Here is a 15,849-nt window from a genome sequence, read left to right on the forward strand (position 1 = left end):
TCCAGTGTCAGGTGAATTGGCCGAAGGCGCCGAAATCGAGCCCCGCGACGTAGTCGGTTTCGATATCGAGCCCGAAGAAGGGCGCGGCAGGAATGGTCGGGATGACGTAGGATATTTCGACCCCAGCCGGGCGCAGATTGAGCACGCCGGCCGCGAACAGCTGTGTGAACACCGGGTCAACCAGCGTGCCATGCAGCGCCAGCACCATGGTCATGTCGCCGTTGTCCTGGATCAGGATTTGGTAGCCCTGCGGCCCAAGCAAGATTTGCCACGCCGTGTATGCCCCGGGGATGGAGCCATCCCAGTGATTGGCGACGATCGTTGCGCGCAGCAGGGTAAGGTAGACGTCATCCGGCAGCGCGATGAGGCCAGTCAGGGGCTCACCCGGACTCCAGATCACGCCCTGGTCCAAACCAAGACCGCTGACATCGAAGCTGAAGTAGACTCCATCGAGCGGGCTCGCGACGTACCGGCTCACCCCGATCCATTGGCCGAGGATGTCAAGCTGCTGGCCTTGAGCGAGGTCGAGATCGAACGCAGCATTGAGGCTGTTCAGTGCCGCCAGTGTGTCAGCGAACGGCTGCACTGACGCTGCGACAGTCGCCATGAAATTCGGCTTGTCCGCGTGCCTTGATGTGATCAGCCCGGTGTAGGGGCTCGCGTTGCCCACCATCAGATCAGCGCCAGATTGATGTCTGCCAGCGCCTGCTGCGGGGCCTGATCGAATGTCATCGGAAGGTCGGCCGCCGCCGGCGATCCGGGATAGACCGCCATCGTGAGCGACGTCAGATTGAACGTCGTCGGCGCGCCGCTGCCTTGGATGGCTGCAGCAATGACCTGTGTCAGGAACACGCTTTCACCGATTGCGAGCGCGTTGATGTAGGCGTTGATCGCCGCGATGATGTTGTTGCCGGTCTGCACGGTGTAGCCGGCCAGTGGCTTCAGCGTGACGTTGGTGACGATCCGTTGATAGGTCGGCCGATCAAAGCGGACCGTGGACGGAATGCCGAATTCATCGGTCACGGTCTGGACGATGCTGCCATAGGTCGCGACGCCGATCTTGCCGTTGGCGATGGCAGCCGCGATCGCCAAGCTGTCCCCACCTTCGACCACAAGCCAGATCGTGTTTGCAGGAACCCCGGCTGTATCGGTGACACCGGTGCTGTTCTCGTGCGCTTCGGCGCGAGAGACCCCGGGAATGTTGCGGACGGCTGCAAGGATGGATGACAGCGGGGTACGCGCGGAGAGGTTGGTCGAGCGTTCCTGCCGCTGACGCAGCGTCGCGTCCTTTTCGACCGGCGCACCAGGTGAGGCCGCTGCGGTGTTGGTTACCGAGATCCAGCCCCGCGTCGGCGTCAGGATTTTGGTGATCGTCCCGATCGCAGCCGAGATCGAGCCCAACTGTGCCGCCGTTGCCGTAACTGTGATCGAGCTTCCTTCCGGGATGGTGACAGTTGTCGGCAGGCTCCAGACATTGCCTGCGGTGTCCTGTACCTGCCCGTTCGTGATGACGGTCCCTGCCGTACCGGTGATCAGGGCCTGAGCGGTGGAGTTCGAGGGCGTCTCCCGGCGAAGCCCGTTGATCTTCACGACTGAAGAGAGGCCGACGCCCTGTGCTGTGCTCGGTGAGAAGCTGTTGTAGACGGCAATCGCGCCAGCGTTCACGTCGGCGATGGCCTGCGCAATGGCGGCGACCCATTGCCCGTCCTGCGTGTCCGGGGTGAGGACCGCATCGACGCCATAGATCTGCTGATAGGTCGCCTGAAGCGAGAGCAGCGTGTCGTCGAAAGAGGGCGCAGTGATGCCCGCCGGGCCCACCTGAGCGCCCAACGTCTGCAGCGGATAGGTTGTCACTGGAGCGGTAGCCCTTATCCGAGAACCGATTGATCAAGCACGAAGGTGAAGTCGAGCAGCGCCAGAGACGGTGAGGTCCCCACAGGAAAACCGGTCACCGGCGCGACCGGCTGCTGCCCACGGCCGAATGCCGCACTGAGCGCAAGGGCCTGCGCGCTGTAGGCAGTCAGCACCGTCGCATTTACCGCCAACGCGCGATTGGTCAGGTCGCTGGAGTAGGCGGTAATCTGTGTCACACCCGGCGTACCGAGGATCACGCGGCGGATTTCAGCGTCGTAACCCGCCTTGGGCTGCCGTCCGAGGATCTTACCGCCCCAGTCGGTGCCTTCGGTCGTATCGAGAAACCACTCGCCCTTGATCAGGCCGAGCCGGGTGTTGATGCATTGCGCGACCGCTGCCGGCGAATTGATCAGGAAGTTCGTGGCGCTTTGTCCGAATGTCATATCGCCGTTGGCGTCGAGCGCGCGAACTCTCATTGCGGGCCTCCGCTGATTCCTGATCCGGCTTGGACGCCGCTGTGCTTGTGCTCGTCGAAATGGATGCCGTTGATGTAGACCCCACCGGGAGCGACAAGGTTGATGCGCTGACTGCCCGGATCGAGCTCGAGCATCGTTGAGCCGTCGGTGCTGCGCAGCTGCGCCTTGGAGGTCGACACGCCGAAAAGCACGCGGGGCTGCGACCAGATGCCGGGGATGACGTAGCCATCCGACAGGTCGTGCATGCGGTAGACCATCGGAGGCTGAATGCCGCCGTTCTGCCACCAGGCATCGATGCAGCGCGAGGCGAAGATAATCAGACACTCGTCGTTTGCAGCGATCGGCAAGGTCAGCGTGACGCCGCCGCCGGAGGGGAATTGTACCGGGCAGTCGACAAGAAGCGGCAGGTTCACGCTGGTGGCCTTGCCGGTCTTTGGATCGGACAGCGTGCCTTGGATCGAGGGCTGCACTTCGCAGGTCATGGCTGCAGGATCGAAAGACTGGATGATGCCGGGCAGGGCCGTCCATATCTGTGCCTGCCGCTCGCGCGTTGCCATCGCCAGCGCTGTTGTCGGATCGCCGAGGCGCTGCCGCTGATCCATCAGAACAGGTACCTTTGGAAGATGCCGGTCTTGCCCGCATTGGTGAGATCGACCGAGAGGCAGACCAAGTCGCTATACCAATCATTTCCCCGTGTGTTGCCGGAGTGCTCGATTACGTACATGCGATAGGTGCCATCAGGGTTGGGCCGGGGCAGGCTGTAGTTCCCGGCTTGAGCTTGATAGGCGGTGGCAAATGTTGCCGCCTGAATGGAAGCGTTGTTCAGCTTGATCGTCGCGCCAAGGGTCAGGTTTGGGTTGAGCAAGCAGCGGACCTTGATGCCGTCCTGCGTCTGTTCAGGCCAGCCGATCATGCCGGTGCCGCTGTTCAAGACCACCGACTCCTTTTTCTTGGGGCTGTCGGCCGGGACAAGGTCAATACCTTCATTCGAAAAGTACCAGATTGCCCCCATCTTGGTCGCCGCATCGGTCAGCACGCGTCGTGCTGCACCATAAGCAGTGGTACCGCGTGGCAACTGCGCTGGCTTTTCGCTCGTGAAATTGTTGAGCTTGCGGCCCATAGCTGCGGCGGCGGCATTCGCCATGTCGAGCACGGTTGATCCTGCAGCAAGCGTGACGAAAATCGGCTTCTGATAACTCCGGTAGCCCTCGGCGGCGATGATGTCGATGTAGGAATCGACCGCGTTTTCTCGACCAGCCTTTGCCTGGACGATCTCGCCATTAAAGATCACCCCAAATGCGCCGTGCTGGTACCCAGCGCTTATCTGGACCTTGGAGTACTCAATGATCTGCTGAAAAGTGACGTTCGAGACGTTGTAGATCCGGATCGATGCCGTCTGTGGAACGCCTACTTCTGCCTGCTTGATGCGGAACGAGAAGTGCAGATTGGACATGTCAACTGCCGTCGTTCCGTCGCCAACGAGCAGGCTCGCCTTGCGGATGTATTGGTTGTGGGCGGCCATAATCAGCCTGTCACAAAGACGAGATGCGTATCGGTGCCGAGGTCGGTGAATGTGGGCGCCTCATCACCGCCTGAACTGTTGAGCACCAGCAGCGAACCGCCGAGGCCGAGATAGTCGTACTGGCCAAGCAGGTCGGTGCCCGTCACCAGCGCGATGCCGGAGACAATCGGCGCCCCCGTCGCATCCGCGATATCGAGCACCCACCCGCCTTGCGCGTTGTTCCGCCACTGCACGGTCATCTGATAGGCGCTGCCAAGCAGCTGGATCGAGAACGTCTGCGGCTCTGCCGTGAGGGGGATTTCGAAAGCTGCCACTGAAGCCTCACGCGTACGTCGGGATCGGGCCGGAATAGCTGACCGCCGATTTCGTACCCTTCTGCGTCACACCGCCAGAGGCTGCAGGATCGGCTCTCTTCGCGGTCGCTGGCATCGATGTCTGGACCGTCTCGACGAGCAGCACCTCTTGAAGCTGAGCCGTGATCATCAGAATGTTTTCGGAAGTCTGGTCAGTGTGGGTCCTTATCGACCGGATCAGCATGTTGTCGTAAGCGCGCTTGCCGGTCTGAACCGAGATGAGCTCGGCGCTGCGCTGCAGACTGATCAGCTTCTCGTACAGGTCGCGCAGCGGCTTCGCGCCGTCCTCGATGCCGGTTTGCTGATCCTGCGTTGCGGCGATGGTGGCGACGATGCCTGCCAGCGTTGCCGAAGCCTCCGGGCTGAACTCGTCGATCACCGGCGCGATCTGGCCATAGAGGTCGTTCAGGTTCTGCGTCGACGACCGCGAAGTCAGCGCGTTGCCCAGCGCAATCGTGTTGTAGGCAGTCGACAGCTTGGTAACAGCGCTGCTTCCGCCAGTTGCGGCGACGACAGGCAGGATCTGGTTGTAGGCGTCCGTCAGCTTCTGGAAATTGGACTTTGGCTTGGCGCCGGCCCTAAGCGAATTGGCCTGATCGTACGCGCCAGCTGCCGACCACCCGGCTTCGATCGTGAGCAGCGCCGGCATCCTGAAGGCATGGTCCGAGATTGGTGCACCGCGTTCCACCGGGTGCGTCGTGATGGTGAGATCATCGCTGTGCTGTTCACGGACCGTCACTTCGGCAATGAAACCGCCGAACACGCGGAGGATGCCGGTGTTTGAAATCATTGCACAATCAGTCCAAAGTTGGCGACCAAGCGCTGGTTGATGTCGTGCTGATTGGCCGCGATTTCGTGCGCGACGGCGCGCGGATCGGCATTGCTGTTGACGGTGTAGTTGTTGGTTTGGTTGACGGTGGCCGACCGGCCCGCGCCCGATACGCCGAGGCCACGGAAGCCTTCATGCTGAGCCATGGCCGCAGCAACCCGCTGGAGGTCGGATATCTGCAGCTGGTCGAACCTGCCGATGCCAGTTAGCTGCTCAACATGCGCAACATATGCGCCGACGTTGTTCTCGCTCGACGGTGCCCACTTCGCGATGATTTCGGCAATCGTATCGCGGCCCCGTGCCATGTAGCTCTTGAGAAGCCGTTCCATGGCATTCAGGCCGCTTGCCACGTCGTCGAAGATGGCAAACCGCCCGTCACTCCCGGCATAGCCGGGCTGGCTGCGCGCGAACGATCCATCGTTGATGTTACCGGGGTTGTTGTTTCGCTCGGCGCGGGTACCGCGACCTCGGCGGCCGGGCGCGTTGCTGCCGCCTCGCGTGTTGTCGTTGGCACCGCCGCCTCCGCCTGCGGCAGGAGCACTTTCACCGGGAATCGCATAACGCGTCAGATTATCCGGGCGCATAAAGCTCGGCAGTAGCTCTCTGCCAGCTTGCACTACATCGGCTGCAAGATTGTTCATCGCGATGCTAGACGCCCACCAATCCTTCTTGGCTTTGGAAAAGTCGCCGTTTTTTATGTCTGCAACCACTTCAATAAGATAGCCGATGGACTTAAAGATATCAGCGAATCCACGTGTCACGCCGCTTATGAAGTTGCCGATCCCGCTGCCCGCTGTGAGATCTCCAAACGCCTTGTTGAGATCATCGATTGCCTTGCGGAGAACGCCGACGCCGTCCGCAAGGTCCCTGACATCGCGAGCAATGCCAGTCAGATTTTTGCCCTTGTTGATATTCTCCACGATCTGCGCAAGCTCATTGAGCTTGGGCAGGAGCCACTTCAAGACCTCAAACTGCGCTGCCTCAAACGTGGTGTTTGCCTGCTCTCGCAGTTCTCTGAGTCGTTGCTGAAACTCCGCGGCTTTTTTCGCCGCTTCGTCGAAATTGAGGCCGGATGCCTTGGCCATCTCTTCAAGTTGCTTCTCGAATTCTCCGGTGTCCCGGATCATCGCCTGAAGCGTAAGCGGGTCAATACCGATCACACTGGCGATGTTCTTGGCCTGCCAATAGGGCATGCGCTTAAAGGTCTTCTCGAGATCGATCAGCGACTTTTCGGCATTGCCGATGTGTTCCGGCGAAACGCCGTACTGCAATAGGAAGTCAACGTTGCCCGGCGAACTTTTGAGAAATTCCGCAATGTTCTCAAGGGAAGCCCTCGCGCCTTGTGCACTGCCGCCAAGCTGCGAAATCGCATATTCAAATGCCTTTACATCGACGGCGGACGAGCCAAGGCGCTGGGTTCGCCAGTACAGTGTGTCAAGGTCCTGGGCCATCGAGACGACGGCGGCCGTGACCTGCTTGGCGACATCGTACATTGCTTCGCCGAGCGCGACGGCTTTCGTGGCGGCGAAATCGAGGCCTTCCTCGAACTTCTTCTGGCTCTTGGTGTCGACCTTGAAGCCGAGGCCGACCAGAAACTCGCGGATCACATTGTCGGCCATCAGTCAGTTCCAATGAAAAAGGGCGGCCCCGAAGGACCGCCCTTGTTGATTGCCGGCCATGCCGCGCCTAGCCCCGCAAAGCCGCGCCTTGCCATGCCTGCCGCGCCAAACCTAGCCTTGACTAGCCCGGCCTTGCCGTGCCTGCCGGGCCATGCCCCGCCCAGACCCACCTTACCTCACCTAGCCCCACCTGGACTTGCCTGCCATGTTTCGGGCCCTTTCAGGCGGCCCGAGCCTCGTCGATCGCGGCAAACACCGTCGCCAGTTCCACGAGCTCTGCGTAGCGCTTCCGCCACGCTTCCAGTTCCGTCAATGCCTGCTTGACGACCTGAGCGCGAAGTTGTGCGTCCGTCATCGCGTCGCGGATCGAGGTGTACCCTCGCTCCCGATCCTTCACAACCGAGACGAACGCGCGCACCGGTTTTGCCTTCGGCGTCTCTTCGACCACGACTTCAATCGAACGGATCACCTGCCGGGCCTGATCGACCCGGTAGTTTTGCGCCGCGACATTGTCGTCCCACTCAAACAGGTCGTGCAGCGGGTGGTTCGACGACTTGGCATAGTGCACGACCATGTCCGCATCGAGCCGACCGGCATGCTTTTCGCGAATGCGTTCAAGTTCGGTGCCAACGGTCTGCGCCGGTACCGCGTAGGAGCGGCTTTCCTTCCACTTGTAGATCATTGGTCCGCACCCCCGACATGGAAGCGGCCATAGGAGCCGTTCCGTTCCGGGCGCCATTCGCCGATGCCGACGCCGAAGCCTGCCACGTTGAGTAAGTTGGCGATTTGCTCCGGGCTGATCGCGCTCGCGTTGAACTTGATGGTGACCGGTATTCGCCAATCCGGAAACTCCGGGCGATAGCGGATGTCCGCCGTGCCCATGCCAACCCGGACCATGTCCTCCCGAGGGCGGGGTTCGCCGATCACTGTCAACATCTCGACATCGATGTGGAAGGCGCCGCGCAGGACGGTCATCTTCGCATCGACATAGCGCGCCGCCGAAACCATTGCCGCCTTCACCCCGATGGCGGGAAAACCATAGGCGCCGGTGTCGGTGCGGTAGAAACAGGCTTGGTAGTCGGCCTCGGGGTCTCTGGTCTCCCGGCCTTTGGTCGCCTTTTTCATCATTTTATCGAGCATCAGCTTCTTGGCCTTTTCGGACCAGGCATGCACGATCAGCGGGCTGTCCCCGATCAGCATCAGCGTGATCTGCTCGATCTGGAGCGCGGGAAGCTCAATCTTTTGGGTGGCAGCCATTTATGCCGCCTCCTTCAAACCAAGCCGGTGGAAGTCCGAAGCAAGGACCCCCATCGCCAGCGGCCCGACACCAGCGTCGCAGAACAGATCTTCCTTGAAGATCATGTTCGACTTGAACAGCGCGGCGGCGAGCGTAGGCGCCGGAGTGTGCATCAGATTGCTCGCGGCATCCCAATACGGTTTCAGGTACTGGGCTACGCGTGCTTCTTCGACGATGCCCGTCTCGCGCTGGGCCTCCTTGAAGCGCGTCATCGCTTCAGGGTACTGGGTGAAGTTCTTCCCGAAATCGATTTCGATATCGATCTTTGCCCGCGCCTCCTTTTCGAGAACGTCGGCCGTCACCCCGAACTCCATGTCCGCGAAAGCGAGGCCTTCCGCAGCCAGATATGCGGTGAGGCGCTTGTCCCATTCGGGATCGACGCCCATCGTGGCGAGTGCCTGCGCAACGTAGGAGCTGCGCTGGGCGAGTGTTTCCTGAACGCTCATCAGCTGCGCCCTCCGGTCTTGACCAGCTGGCGCATGATTTCGCGGATCGTGGCAGCGCGCTCCGGGTCGGTCGGGATGGATGGCGTAGGGGCTTCGAGTGGGGTAAAGACGAAAGAAGTCACGGCGATCTCCTCGGGTTCGCGGTGGTTAGGGCCGGTGCAAGGGTTAGGCTCCTTGCGCTGGCCCGACTTATATGGCACACATAAAATATGTCGTCAATATCTGTCCCACATAAAAAAAGGGGTCGGCCAGCTACTGGTCACTCACCCCGCATCGGCGTCAGATTTGCTGACGACCTCAAAGAGCGGATTGAGCGGTACGCCGAAACCCAAAACGTTTCGGTTTCGGAGGCGATTCGTCAGTTAGTCGAGGCTGGACTCTCTGCCATCTCAAAGTAGCTTCACCCCGAAGAATCGGGGGTAGGTATGCGCAAAATTGTTGCTGTGCTTCTCGCTCTGGCGCCAGCCGCTGCGCTTGCTCAGTCCATGATGCCTATCCGGCTTGTAGCTGGAGTGAATGTTGTCCGCGATGCAGTAGGGCCCGGCCAACACGCCACGATCGACTTGGCGTGGCGTGAGAACGGCAACGCGTGGGGCTATGATATCTATTCGGTGTCAGTTCGCGGCTCCATCGCCACCATCGACGGGCGCGATCATATCACGGATCAACCGCACGTCGGCGAGGACATGATTAAGTCGGTCCGATTTGCCAGAGTAAGTTTTAGGGGAAGGCCAACAATCATGTTGCTTCAAGCCGAACGGCATATCGAAACATCTACCTACGATCCGGCGCGAACGACTATAAGTGCTTACGTGCTTGAGCGAAATACTGGCGGCCTTGGAACGACTTATGAGTTTGTTCCGATCCGGCGATACTCGGCACAGCGCGCCTACTGCAATGCTGAAATGGCATTGAAGGTAGAAGAAGGTCTAGACCTTCCAAGATCATATTCAGGTCAAATGACTGTTTCCGGGTGTTAGGCGAATTTTGCTCATGTATTGGATATCTTATGAAGCACGGTAGGATCGTTTTTCGTGGAAACTTTTTTGAATATTTCCTTATCAGTCTGTTACTTATGATACTGAGTGTCGCAACACTTGGCCTATTTGCCCCATACCTGCTCTATTGGTCATTCAAGTACTTCTTCACACACATGACGATCGAGATGTACGACTAACGCCGCCGCGCCGCTTCCTCCATCCGCCGCTGATTCTCGTTCCGGACCGAGATCGCGTCGTTCATCCGCGCGACGTCGACCAAGCCAATCGACCCATCAATCAGCGACTCATACTTGCAGAGCCCCTCGACTACCGGCTGCATCAACCAGTCCTCGCCGTCGGGGAGTGATACCGGCGCGAAGCTCAGCTCGCCGCCGGGAGCGAACCCGAGCGGAGGCCGGTAAAAAAATCGCTGAGATTGCTCTGCAGCGTGGCCCAAACCAACTGGATCATGTCCGGCATCGATATGTCCGCAAACATGATCTGACCGTGGCGGAACACGGCGGCCCAACCGGCGTCACCGTCCTGACGGCGAGTGCAGCCGTTGAGGCACTTCGCGATGATGTATTCGCTGTCGGCGTCTGACATTTCGCCAATCGCCTGCATCAGGACGGCGAAGATATCGCCGCTTTCGGCTCCACCACGGATCGCCGCGAGGACACCACCTAGACGTCGGGTGATATGGAACTGCGTCATCGCGTCGAGCTTCGCCAGCCGGTAGCTATGGCCGTTGACCTCGATTTCCTCGGCGGCGGTCATCAGATACCTCCGATCACGGCCGCCGGCGTGCCGGTGCCGAGGCGTTCTTCGACCCGGGTGGCATCCCAGGTCCATTCGACCACTGCACCTTCCTTGTCCCAAGTCAGGTCCGGTGCCTTCTGGAAGGCGCAGCCGTAGCAAGTGACGTGGTCCCCGCGCGCGTAGTCGCGGATCGAGATCACGTTCTTGCCCCAGACGATCGAACTTGCCTTGTCGGCGTTGTACATCGACATCAGCAGCGCATTGACCGGCGAGGTTTTCAGGAGGCGCACGGTGACAGTGCCTGAGTTGTCGGCGTGGAGACTGTTCATGCCGGAACCATCAGCGCCGACCGTCAGCGTGTTCTTGGCCGCGCGCATAGCCACCGAAATGCCGCCTTCAGCAGTCCCGGACCCGGCACCAAGCTGGATATTGCCGTTGGGGCCCGCGATGCCTGCGACGACGTTCTGGAAAGAGTAGGATCCCATCGGTCAGGACTCCTTAGCGGTTGACGTTGAGGACGGCGTTCACGGTGTGGACCGCGCCCGCGAGCTTGACGGCCACCTGGATCGGCGGCGACTTTCGGGCGGCGCGGTCCGGCGCACTCTGGGTCGAGATCGGCGGGGCATAGATGTAGTAGCCGGTCGACAAGGTATCGCCGGTCTGAAGCTGGCCGAAGCCCGCTGCCTGCCAAGTACCCGGTGCCACGAGGCCATTGGTGATCGCTGCTTCCATCGACTGGTCGATGACGTTGACGATCTGGTGAATGCCCGGATCGGTCTGCGGCACCTTGGGCTGAGATGCGAGCAGGTTGAAGAGGTTGGTCTGAATTCGGTTCTGCAGCCAGTCGAGCCCGAAGATCTCGTCGATGTAGGCCTGACCGAAGCAGCACCCGTTCACCAGAACCGAAGCGCCGTTCTGGAAATTGGCAAAGTAGCAATACCTCTTCGTGTCGAGCACGCTCGCGGCATTCTGCGACAGCGGCTCGTAGGGCACGCCGGGCTCCACCTTCCACGCGACCGTGGGCATGGTGTTCGACCCGTTGAACTGGGTCGTGAGGATTGAGCCGAAGATCGAGATCACCGCGTAGGGATTGGTGGTCGAGAACTGGCCGAAGGTCCGCGTGTACCCGGCTGCGATCAGCTGCGAACCGATATCGGTGTTCGACGCGCTGTTGACCGCATTTGCGTCAGCCGTGGTCAGGCCGAAGATGTGCGTAGTCGCTTCGATGAAGGCCGCGACCGCGAGATAGTCCGAATTGCTGGGCATCGTCGCGGCCGCGAAAGTGAGGCCGTACCAGTAGGTCGGCAGCGCATCGAGCGCGACCACCGCGTTGAGCGCGCTTTCGGCCGCAATTCCCGCGACGGCGTATGCGCCTGCGGCAGCGGTGCCGCCAAGCAACCCGGAAATGTCCGATCCGCTCGCCGGGGCCTGGAGCAGCGATACCGCGGAGCTTGTGCCGGTCGTGGTCGATACGATTTGAAACTGGCTGCCCGTCCAGATGCAGGTTGCAGCGAGCGAAGCCCCCGTCAGTGCGGTCGTGATCAGCGAGGCGACCTGCGAGAGGCTTGTCGCGGTGGACAGGTTGATCCCGGTGACGCCCGTCAGCGAACCGCCGTTGACCTGCACCTTGAACCCGCCCGAGGTCACCGCCGTGAAGTTAGCGAGCGCTTGCTGCGCCGCTGTCAGCGGCGCGCCATAGACCGCGCCCGCCGTAGCGGTGCGGGCCCAGCGGCCAATGTATAGCTGCGTCGGCTGCGGGCTCTGGCCGAAGAACAGCTGGGCCGCGGCATATTCAGGCGCGCTGGTGCCGAAGTCGGCCGCGACGCCGGCGAGCGTATTGTAGCTGCGGATCCGGGTCAGAGTGTCGATGACGGGGGAGTCGCCGAGCAGCAGGAGGGTTTCAATGTTCGCATACTGCGCACCCGCAGGCGTCAGGTTCACACTTGCGGTGATCAGCCGCGAGACGGGAAGTCCAGTGGTCATGTGTCAGCCTCCGGGAGGTCAGTGGGGCGGATTGTCGGTGTTCAGCGGAAGCTGAGTGCCGGTGGTGTTCTTGATGCTGCCAACCACGCTCGCGACGGGCAGGATCGCGAAGGTGTCTGCGGTCTGGCGCTTGAAAGTGAAGGTGACGTCGATCCGATTGGCCCACCGACTGTTGATCATTTCCGGGGCCCGGACAGGCCTGCCGGCGTCCTGAAGGACGATTCCGGCCGCCGTCAGCGCCTCGCGGTTCTGAGCGATCTGAAGGCCGTTCCGCGCCGCACGCGCCGCCTGCTGTGCCTTGGCGCCGTAGAAGCTTGCCATCACCTGCAGGACTTCGTGCTGGACCAGCTTGTAGGTGTTGTCGGCTTGCATGACCTGATACGGAAAATCGTCGTCATCGATCGCGAGCACGCCGACGGCGGCCCATGTGCCATCGAACTGCGGCGGTGCACCCGGCTCCGCATTGAACCGGCGCACGACGTTGCGAGGCGTGAGGCCCGTCACTGCCGAAATGACGCCCCGGAATAGATCGTCCAGCGCCTCGTCGTTGATCGGGGCGGTGCCAGTCGGCAGCAGATAGCCGCCCGTACTGCTGTCATTGCTCATTGCGCGACCCGCCCGCGGTTCACCTTGCGCGCCAGTGCCTCGACGAAACCGGCTCCGTAGGTCGTCCAATCCTGCACGAGGAACACCTGATAGACATCGCCCTGAAAGACGACCGTGTCGGCCTTGAACCGCTCCAGATCGCTAGGCTCGATCGCGTTGCCGTAAGTGTCTGTCGCGACCGGTCCGAACGGAAGCGGCCCAGTGTCGCTGGCGAACTCGCCCTCGCGGTAGAAGCGGAAGGCGGTGTAGATCGTGATCAGATCCTCGGCCGTGGTCAGGTTGGCCTGGCGAAGCATTTCCGGATTTGCGCCAGACTGGATTGAGCCAAGTGGGGCGGGGCTGATCAGCGTCGGCGTGATCACTTCCGCGCCGCTTGTGTCGTAGGCGATCTGGCGCCGCCAGACAGTCATGGGCTGGAAGAAATCGTCGTCGCCGACCAGCTCGTCCATGTCGATCATGAGCGCGTGGCCTTGTCCTGTCCGGCTTTGCGAATGACGAAGTCAATGTTGCGGCGGTACTGGCCGGTGTCGAGCAGTGGTGTCTCTCCATCGCGGCCGCGGCGCTTGCGCTGCTTGATGGTCCGTTCCGCCAGCGGTGGATCGATACCGTCGGTGATGAGGCCCTTGACCGCCGACGTGACCGTGAAGCCCACTTTGCCGTGCGCGGCGCGGATAGCGGCCGCATCGCCGTCGAGCGCTTTGGGAGCAGCATCGCGGTAAATCTTTTCGACCTTCGGCAGCGCGCTCTGTGTGCCCGGAACTAGGTGAGGGCGTGCAGGGATATTTGCATCTGGCGCGCCGAACTCATTCAGGTAGCCGATCTCGGCATTGTTCAGGTGCGGAGTTGGGTCCTCGTCGTCGGGGTCACGGAACGCGTGTTCCGACGCGATGCCGACCAGTACGCGATCCTGCACCAACGCCTTGATTGCAGACTTGACGGCGGCGGTGCGGTCCAAGGTGACCTTGACATTCTTCACAGCTGCAGGCCGCCGGCGCCGACGATCTGAGCCAGCTGCCAGAATTGCACACCATAGGTCGTCGCGTTCCAATCGCCCGCGCCTTCCAGCGTGACTGCCGAGGCGTCCTGGCTCTTGGACAGCTTGTCGATCGACTTGGCGGTCGTCGGCCCTTCGATCGCGCCCACCGTGTTGCCCTTGGCGGCCGCTTTGGCGTTGCGGCGCTGCACCGCCATGTTGTGAGCCACGAACAGCATCGACCCGTGATCGAGCAGCTCGGCCCAGCGATCAGCGGGCAGACGCAGGACCGCGATGCCCTTCCAAAAATCGAAACTGGCCTCAGGATAGGCCGCCGTGTCCGAGAACTCCGGGAAAGCAGCGGTGAAGTCGCTGTAGGTGAAGCTCATCGGGCCAAGTCCTGAAAAACGACGGGAGCGCCGCGCTGGACGCCCCCGCCTTCTTGTCGGTGACCGGCTCTATCAGCCGATGCCGTCGCGGTAGCCGATCGTCTCCGGATAGACGGTCTCAACCCGGCCAAGGCGGCCGTAGTAGGGGACATCGATCCAGATGCCGCGGTACTGGGGCTGCATCGACTGCAGCGGCACCATCGGATAGCGAACATACGGCTCGTAGCGAGTGTATGCGGCCATGCGGTCGTAGGTCGCAGCCGCGCCGCCCGGACCGTTGAGGTTGGCCTTGTCGAGCCACTTCACCGGGTAGATTTCCAGCTCGATGTTCTTCTGGGCGGTGAAGACGTTGTTCTGCTTCACGTAATCCAGAATACTGACGTTGCCCGCCTCGGAGACCTTAGTGGTGGCGATGTAACCGAAGGGGTTGGGCGCGATGAGGACGTTCTTCGGCGGGGCCTTGTAGCCCGTCGCGGCCCACACCGACACGAGCAGCTCGTTGAAGTCGGCCGTGATCTCATCGGGCGTCTTCGTGATCCACGGCAGCGACGTGGCGGCGCCCGCAGCGACGTTGCCGGTGTTGATCACCAGCGCACCGTTGATGAGGCCGGTCGCGCTGATGGTCGGATCACCGACATAGACCATCTGGTCGACGTCCATCTGGTGCTTGAGGTTCAGGCCTGCAAGCATCTGGCTGTCGATCGGTCGACCGAGCTGCTGTGCGCTCAGCAGTTCGGTGATGGTGTAGCTCACCGTCTCGGTCCAGAGCGTGAGCGGGTTCACCTTCTTGTCGATGTCGACGTTGATGCGCGGCAGGGTCGTGGATTCCTTGCCGGCCCAGCTGATGCCGCTCGACGACGGTCCGCCCGTCGAGGCGAACGTCGACGTGGTGTAGGACGAACTCTCGTCGCCCATGGTCACGTCGGTGCGCAGGTCGATGTCACGATCCCAGGTCATGTCGACCAGGGGCTCATGGATCATCGGGTCAAGGCGTTCGAGTTCGCCGACGAGGAACGCACCGGCGCTGTCGATAGTGGCTTGGTCGAAGGTCTGGAACGCATCGCGCAGGTAGCGAGTGGCCTTGCGGTTATCGCCCCACGCGATCGCGGCGGCGATGGCAGGTGCGGCGGCCGATGCGACGAGCGCAATCGACGGCACGATAATGGCGGGACCGCTCCCCCGCAGGTGGTGGGTATTCATGACTGCAGTCTCCTCAGGAGAACGGCCCGGCCATTTCGGCCGGTGCCAGATGGGTGGATCAGTACGGGATGCCGATCGCGAGCTCGACGTTGCCCGCCGCGTCGGCAGGCCCCGTGAAAGTGAGCAGGGCGGGGGCAACCTGGCCGGAGCTGGTCGTGTTGTCCTCGATGCCGCCGATCGCGAGACCGCCGTTGACGGTGGTGCGGACATAGGCCTGCGCGCCGCGCGCGGCCGTGCCGTTCGCGAGCGTAGCACCGAGGAATCCGACCTTCATGATGTCGATCAGACCGGAGGTGGGCGGAGTGCCGCCCCCAAGCGTCGACGTGGCACCCGAAGCATCCTGCGTGGGATACGGGCGAACCGTATACCCGTAGATGACGCCGGCTGCGTCGCCGCTTGCAAGCGTGCGTACCTTGCCGTTGACCAGCTTCACGGGCTGGCCGTAGGCGGTAGGCGGGTTGGCAGTGTCGATGATCTCCTGCGAGATCACCTGGCCGGGGAAGGAGCGGCTGACGGCGCCCGGAATGGCAACGTTCATCCGCGTGGTAATTGCCGTCATGTCG

The 15,849-nt window shown here is 61.6% G+C and carries 24 protein-coding genes; 2 read left to right on the forward strand and 22 right to left on the reverse strand.

Annotated elements, in window-relative coordinates; all coding sequences use genetic code 11:
- Positions 1-7: 7 nt before the first annotated feature.
- The 12 genes from ACODS2_RS13990 to ACODS2_RS14045 all read right to left on the reverse strand — a co-directional run bounded on the left by ACODS2_RS13990 (position 8) and on the right by ACODS2_RS14045 (position 8,518).
- Positions 8-673: a DUF2612 domain-containing protein gene (locus ACODS2_RS13990; protein ID WP_488999374.1), complete on the reverse strand. Its 666-nt coding sequence runs from the start codon at positions 671-673 to the stop codon at positions 8-10.
- Entirely contained in the window at positions 673-1,854 is a 1,182-nt protein-coding gene (locus tag ACODS2_RS13995) for a baseplate J/gp47 family protein (RefSeq protein ID WP_488999375.1), read from the reverse strand. The genes ACODS2_RS13990 and ACODS2_RS13995 overlap by 1 nt, the downstream gene beginning before the upstream one ends.
- 14 nt (positions 1,855-1,868) lie before the next feature.
- Positions 1,869-2,330 (reverse strand): contractile injection system sheath initiator, encoded by a 462-nt coding sequence (locus ACODS2_RS14000; RefSeq protein WP_488999376.1) that lies wholly within the window; start codon positions 2,328-2,330, stop codon positions 1,869-1,871.
- On the reverse strand, positions 2,327-2,887 hold the full coding sequence (locus tag ACODS2_RS14005; RefSeq protein WP_488999377.1) for a Gp138 family membrane-puncturing spike protein: 561 nt from the start codon (positions 2,885-2,887) through the stop codon (positions 2,327-2,329). The genes ACODS2_RS14000 and ACODS2_RS14005 overlap by 4 nt, the downstream gene beginning before the upstream one ends.
- A gap of 44 nt (positions 2,888-2,931) precedes the next feature.
- Entirely contained in the window at positions 2,932-3,852 is a 921-nt protein-coding gene (locus ACODS2_RS14010) for a phage protein (RefSeq protein ID WP_488999378.1), read from the reverse strand.
- Between the two features lie 2 nt (positions 3,853-3,854).
- Positions 3,855-4,166 (reverse strand): phage baseplate plug family protein, encoded by a 312-nt coding sequence (locus tag ACODS2_RS14015; RefSeq protein WP_488999379.1) that lies wholly within the window; start codon positions 4,164-4,166, stop codon positions 3,855-3,857.
- Positions 4,167-4,173: 7 nt separating this feature from the next.
- Entirely contained in the window at positions 4,174-4,995 is an 822-nt protein-coding gene (locus ACODS2_RS14020; protein ID WP_488999380.1) for a phage baseplate protein, read from the reverse strand.
- The gene (locus ACODS2_RS14025; RefSeq protein ID WP_488999381.1) at positions 4,992-6,653 is read right to left on the reverse strand and encodes a hypothetical protein; all 1,662 of its coding nucleotides are present in this window, start codon (positions 6,651-6,653) and stop codon (positions 4,992-4,994) included. The genes ACODS2_RS14020 and ACODS2_RS14025 overlap by 4 nt, the downstream gene beginning before the upstream one ends.
- A gap of 220 nt (positions 6,654-6,873) precedes the next feature.
- Entirely contained in the window at positions 6,874-7,335 is a 462-nt protein-coding gene (locus ACODS2_RS14030; protein WP_488999382.1) for a hypothetical protein, read from the reverse strand.
- Entirely contained in the window at positions 7,332-7,910 is a 579-nt protein-coding gene (locus tag ACODS2_RS14035) for a hypothetical protein (RefSeq protein ID WP_488999383.1), read from the reverse strand. The genes ACODS2_RS14030 and ACODS2_RS14035 overlap by 4 nt, the downstream gene beginning before the upstream one ends.
- Positions 7,911-8,396 (reverse strand): hypothetical protein, encoded by a 486-nt coding sequence (locus ACODS2_RS14040; RefSeq protein WP_488999384.1) that lies wholly within the window; start codon positions 8,394-8,396, stop codon positions 7,911-7,913.
- A complete protein-coding gene (locus ACODS2_RS14045; RefSeq protein WP_488999385.1) occupies positions 8,396-8,518 on the reverse strand; it encodes a hypothetical protein in 123 nt (40 codons plus the stop codon). Before ACODS2_RS14045 ends, ACODS2_RS14040 begins: the two co-directional genes overlap by 1 nt.
- A gap of 87 nt (positions 8,519-8,605) precedes the next feature.
- On the opposite strand from ACODS2_RS14045, the gene ACODS2_RS14050 reads away from it, so the two are divergent.
- Entirely contained in the window at positions 8,606-8,794 is a 189-nt protein-coding gene (locus tag ACODS2_RS14050; RefSeq protein WP_488999386.1) for a ribbon-helix-helix domain-containing protein, read from the forward strand.
- 87 nt (positions 8,795-8,881) lie between these two features.
- Positions 8,882-9,376 carry a hypothetical protein gene (locus tag ACODS2_RS14055; protein WP_488999387.1) on the forward strand — a complete coding sequence of 165 codons (495 nt, stop codon included), beginning with the start codon at positions 8,882-8,884 and terminating at the stop codon, positions 9,374-9,376.
- A 193-nt stretch (positions 9,377-9,569) separates the two neighbouring features.
- On the opposite strand, the gene ACODS2_RS14060 is transcribed toward ACODS2_RS14055, so the two are convergent.
- From ACODS2_RS14060 to ACODS2_RS14105, 10 genes are all read right to left on the reverse strand, one after another.
- Complete coding sequence (locus ACODS2_RS14060; RefSeq protein WP_488999388.1) at positions 9,570-9,716, reverse strand: DUF6889 family protein; 147 nt, start codon at positions 9,714-9,716, stop codon at positions 9,570-9,572.
- Between the two features lie 41 nt (positions 9,717-9,757).
- Positions 9,758-10,153: a phage tail assembly chaperone gene (locus ACODS2_RS14065; protein ID WP_488999389.1), complete on the reverse strand. Its 396-nt coding sequence runs from the start codon at positions 10,151-10,153 to the stop codon at positions 9,758-9,760.
- On the reverse strand, positions 10,153-10,620 hold the full coding sequence (locus ACODS2_RS14070) for a phage structural protein (RefSeq protein WP_488999390.1): 468 nt from the start codon (positions 10,618-10,620) through the stop codon (positions 10,153-10,155). The genes ACODS2_RS14065 and ACODS2_RS14070 overlap by 1 nt, the downstream gene beginning before the upstream one ends.
- Positions 10,621-10,633: 13 nt before the next feature.
- Positions 10,634-12,118, reverse strand: coding sequence for a DUF3383 domain-containing protein (locus ACODS2_RS14075; protein ID WP_488999391.1), 1,485 nt, complete (start codon positions 12,116-12,118; stop codon positions 10,634-10,636).
- 18 nt (positions 12,119-12,136) lie between these two features.
- Positions 12,137-12,724, reverse strand: a complete 588-nt coding sequence (locus ACODS2_RS14080) for a phage neck terminator protein (protein WP_488999392.1) — start codon at positions 12,722-12,724, stop codon at positions 12,137-12,139.
- On the reverse strand, positions 12,721-13,182 hold the full coding sequence (locus ACODS2_RS14085) for a hypothetical protein (RefSeq protein WP_488999393.1): 462 nt from the start codon (positions 13,180-13,182) through the stop codon (positions 12,721-12,723). The genes ACODS2_RS14080 and ACODS2_RS14085 overlap by 4 nt, the downstream gene beginning before the upstream one ends.
- The gene (locus ACODS2_RS14090; protein WP_488999394.1) at positions 13,179-13,700 is read right to left on the reverse strand and encodes a hypothetical protein; all 522 of its coding nucleotides are present in this window, start codon (positions 13,698-13,700) and stop codon (positions 13,179-13,181) included. The genes ACODS2_RS14085 and ACODS2_RS14090 overlap by 4 nt, the downstream gene beginning before the upstream one ends.
- The gene (locus tag ACODS2_RS14095; protein WP_488999395.1) at positions 13,697-14,086 is read right to left on the reverse strand and encodes a DUF4054 domain-containing protein; all 390 of its coding nucleotides are present in this window, start codon (positions 14,084-14,086) and stop codon (positions 13,697-13,699) included. Before ACODS2_RS14095 ends, ACODS2_RS14090 begins: the two co-directional genes overlap by 4 nt.
- Before the next feature lie 72 nt (positions 14,087-14,158).
- The gene (locus ACODS2_RS14100; RefSeq protein WP_488999396.1) at positions 14,159-15,286 is read right to left on the reverse strand and encodes a DUF2184 domain-containing protein; all 1,128 of its coding nucleotides are present in this window, start codon (positions 15,284-15,286) and stop codon (positions 14,159-14,161) included.
- A gap of 58 nt (positions 15,287-15,344) precedes the next feature.
- On the reverse strand, positions 15,345-15,845 hold the full coding sequence (locus ACODS2_RS14105) for a gp53 minor capsid family protein (RefSeq protein WP_488999397.1): 501 nt from the start codon (positions 15,843-15,845) through the stop codon (positions 15,345-15,347).
- Positions 15,846-15,849 lie beyond the last annotated feature (4 nt).

It is taken from the genome of Novosphingobium sp. FG137 (assembly GCF_057809735.1).

What these genes read in the sequence shown, in the direction of transcription:
- ACODS2_RS14100 (WP_488999396.1), bottom strand. Translation starts at nt 15,286, where the DNA reads ATGAATACCCACCACCTGCGGGGGAGCGGTCCCGCCATTATCGTGCCG.
- ACODS2_RS14035 (WP_488999383.1), bottom strand. Translation starts at nt 7,910, where the DNA reads ATGGCTGCCACCCAAAAGATTGAGCTTCCCGCGCTCCAGATCGAGCAG.
- ACODS2_RS13990 (WP_488999374.1), bottom strand. Translation starts at nt 673, where the DNA reads ATGGTGGGCAACGCGAGCCCCTACACCGGGCTGATCACATCAAGGCAC.
- ACODS2_RS14005 (WP_488999377.1), bottom strand. Translation starts at nt 2,887, where the DNA reads ATGGCAACGCGCGAGCGGCAGGCACAGATATGGACGGCCCTGCCCGGC.
- ACODS2_RS14000 (WP_488999376.1), bottom strand. Translation starts at nt 2,330, where the DNA reads ATGAGAGTTCGCGCGCTCGACGCCAACGGCGATATGACATTCGGACAA.
- ACODS2_RS14030 (WP_488999382.1), bottom strand. Translation starts at nt 7,335, where the DNA reads ATGATCTACAAGTGGAAGGAAAGCCGCTCCTACGCGGTACCGGCGCAG.
- ACODS2_RS14075 (WP_488999391.1), bottom strand. Translation starts at nt 12,118, where the DNA reads ATGACCACTGGACTTCCCGTCTCGCGGCTGATCACCGCAAGTGTGAAC.
- ACODS2_RS14070 (WP_488999390.1), bottom strand. Translation starts at nt 10,620, where the DNA reads ATGGGATCCTACTCTTTCCAGAACGTCGTCGCAGGCATCGCGGGCCCC.
- ACODS2_RS14010 (WP_488999378.1), bottom strand. Translation starts at nt 3,852, where the DNA reads ATGGCCGCCCACAACCAATACATCCGCAAGGCGAGCCTGCTCGTTGGC.
- ACODS2_RS14025 (WP_488999381.1), bottom strand. Translation starts at nt 6,653, where the DNA reads ATGGCCGACAATGTGATCCGCGAGTTTCTGGTCGGCCTCGGCTTCAAG.
- ACODS2_RS14020 (WP_488999380.1), bottom strand. Translation starts at nt 4,995, where the DNA reads ATGATTTCAAACACCGGCATCCTCCGCGTGTTCGGCGGTTTCATTGCC.
- ACODS2_RS14040 (WP_488999384.1), bottom strand. Translation starts at nt 8,396, where the DNA reads ATGAGCGTTCAGGAAACACTCGCCCAGCGCAGCTCCTACGTTGCGCAG.
- ACODS2_RS14080 (WP_488999392.1), bottom strand. Translation starts at nt 12,724, where the DNA reads ATGAGCAATGACAGCAGTACGGGCGGCTATCTGCTGCCGACTGGCACC.
- ACODS2_RS14060 (WP_488999388.1), bottom strand. Translation starts at nt 9,716, where the DNA reads ATGCAGCCGGTAGTCGAGGGGCTCTGCAAGTATGAGTCGCTGATTGAT.
- ACODS2_RS14050 (WP_488999386.1), top strand. Translation starts at nt 8,606, where the DNA reads ATGTCGTCAATATCTGTCCCACATAAAAAAAGGGGTCGGCCAGCTACT.
- ACODS2_RS14105 (WP_488999397.1), bottom strand. Translation starts at nt 15,845, where the DNA reads ATGACGGCAATTACCACGCGGATGAACGTTGCCATTCCGGGCGCCGTC.
- ACODS2_RS14085 (WP_488999393.1), bottom strand. Translation starts at nt 13,182, where the DNA reads ATGATCGACATGGACGAGCTGGTCGGCGACGACGATTTCTTCCAGCCC.
- ACODS2_RS14095 (WP_488999395.1), bottom strand. Translation starts at nt 14,086, where the DNA reads ATGAGCTTCACCTACAGCGACTTCACCGCTGCTTTCCCGGAGTTCTCG.
- ACODS2_RS14065 (WP_488999389.1), bottom strand. Translation starts at nt 10,153, where the DNA reads ATGACCGCCGCCGAGGAAATCGAGGTCAACGGCCATAGCTACCGGCTG.
- ACODS2_RS14055 (WP_488999387.1), top strand. Translation starts at nt 8,882, where the DNA reads ATGATGCCTATCCGGCTTGTAGCTGGAGTGAATGTTGTCCGCGATGCA.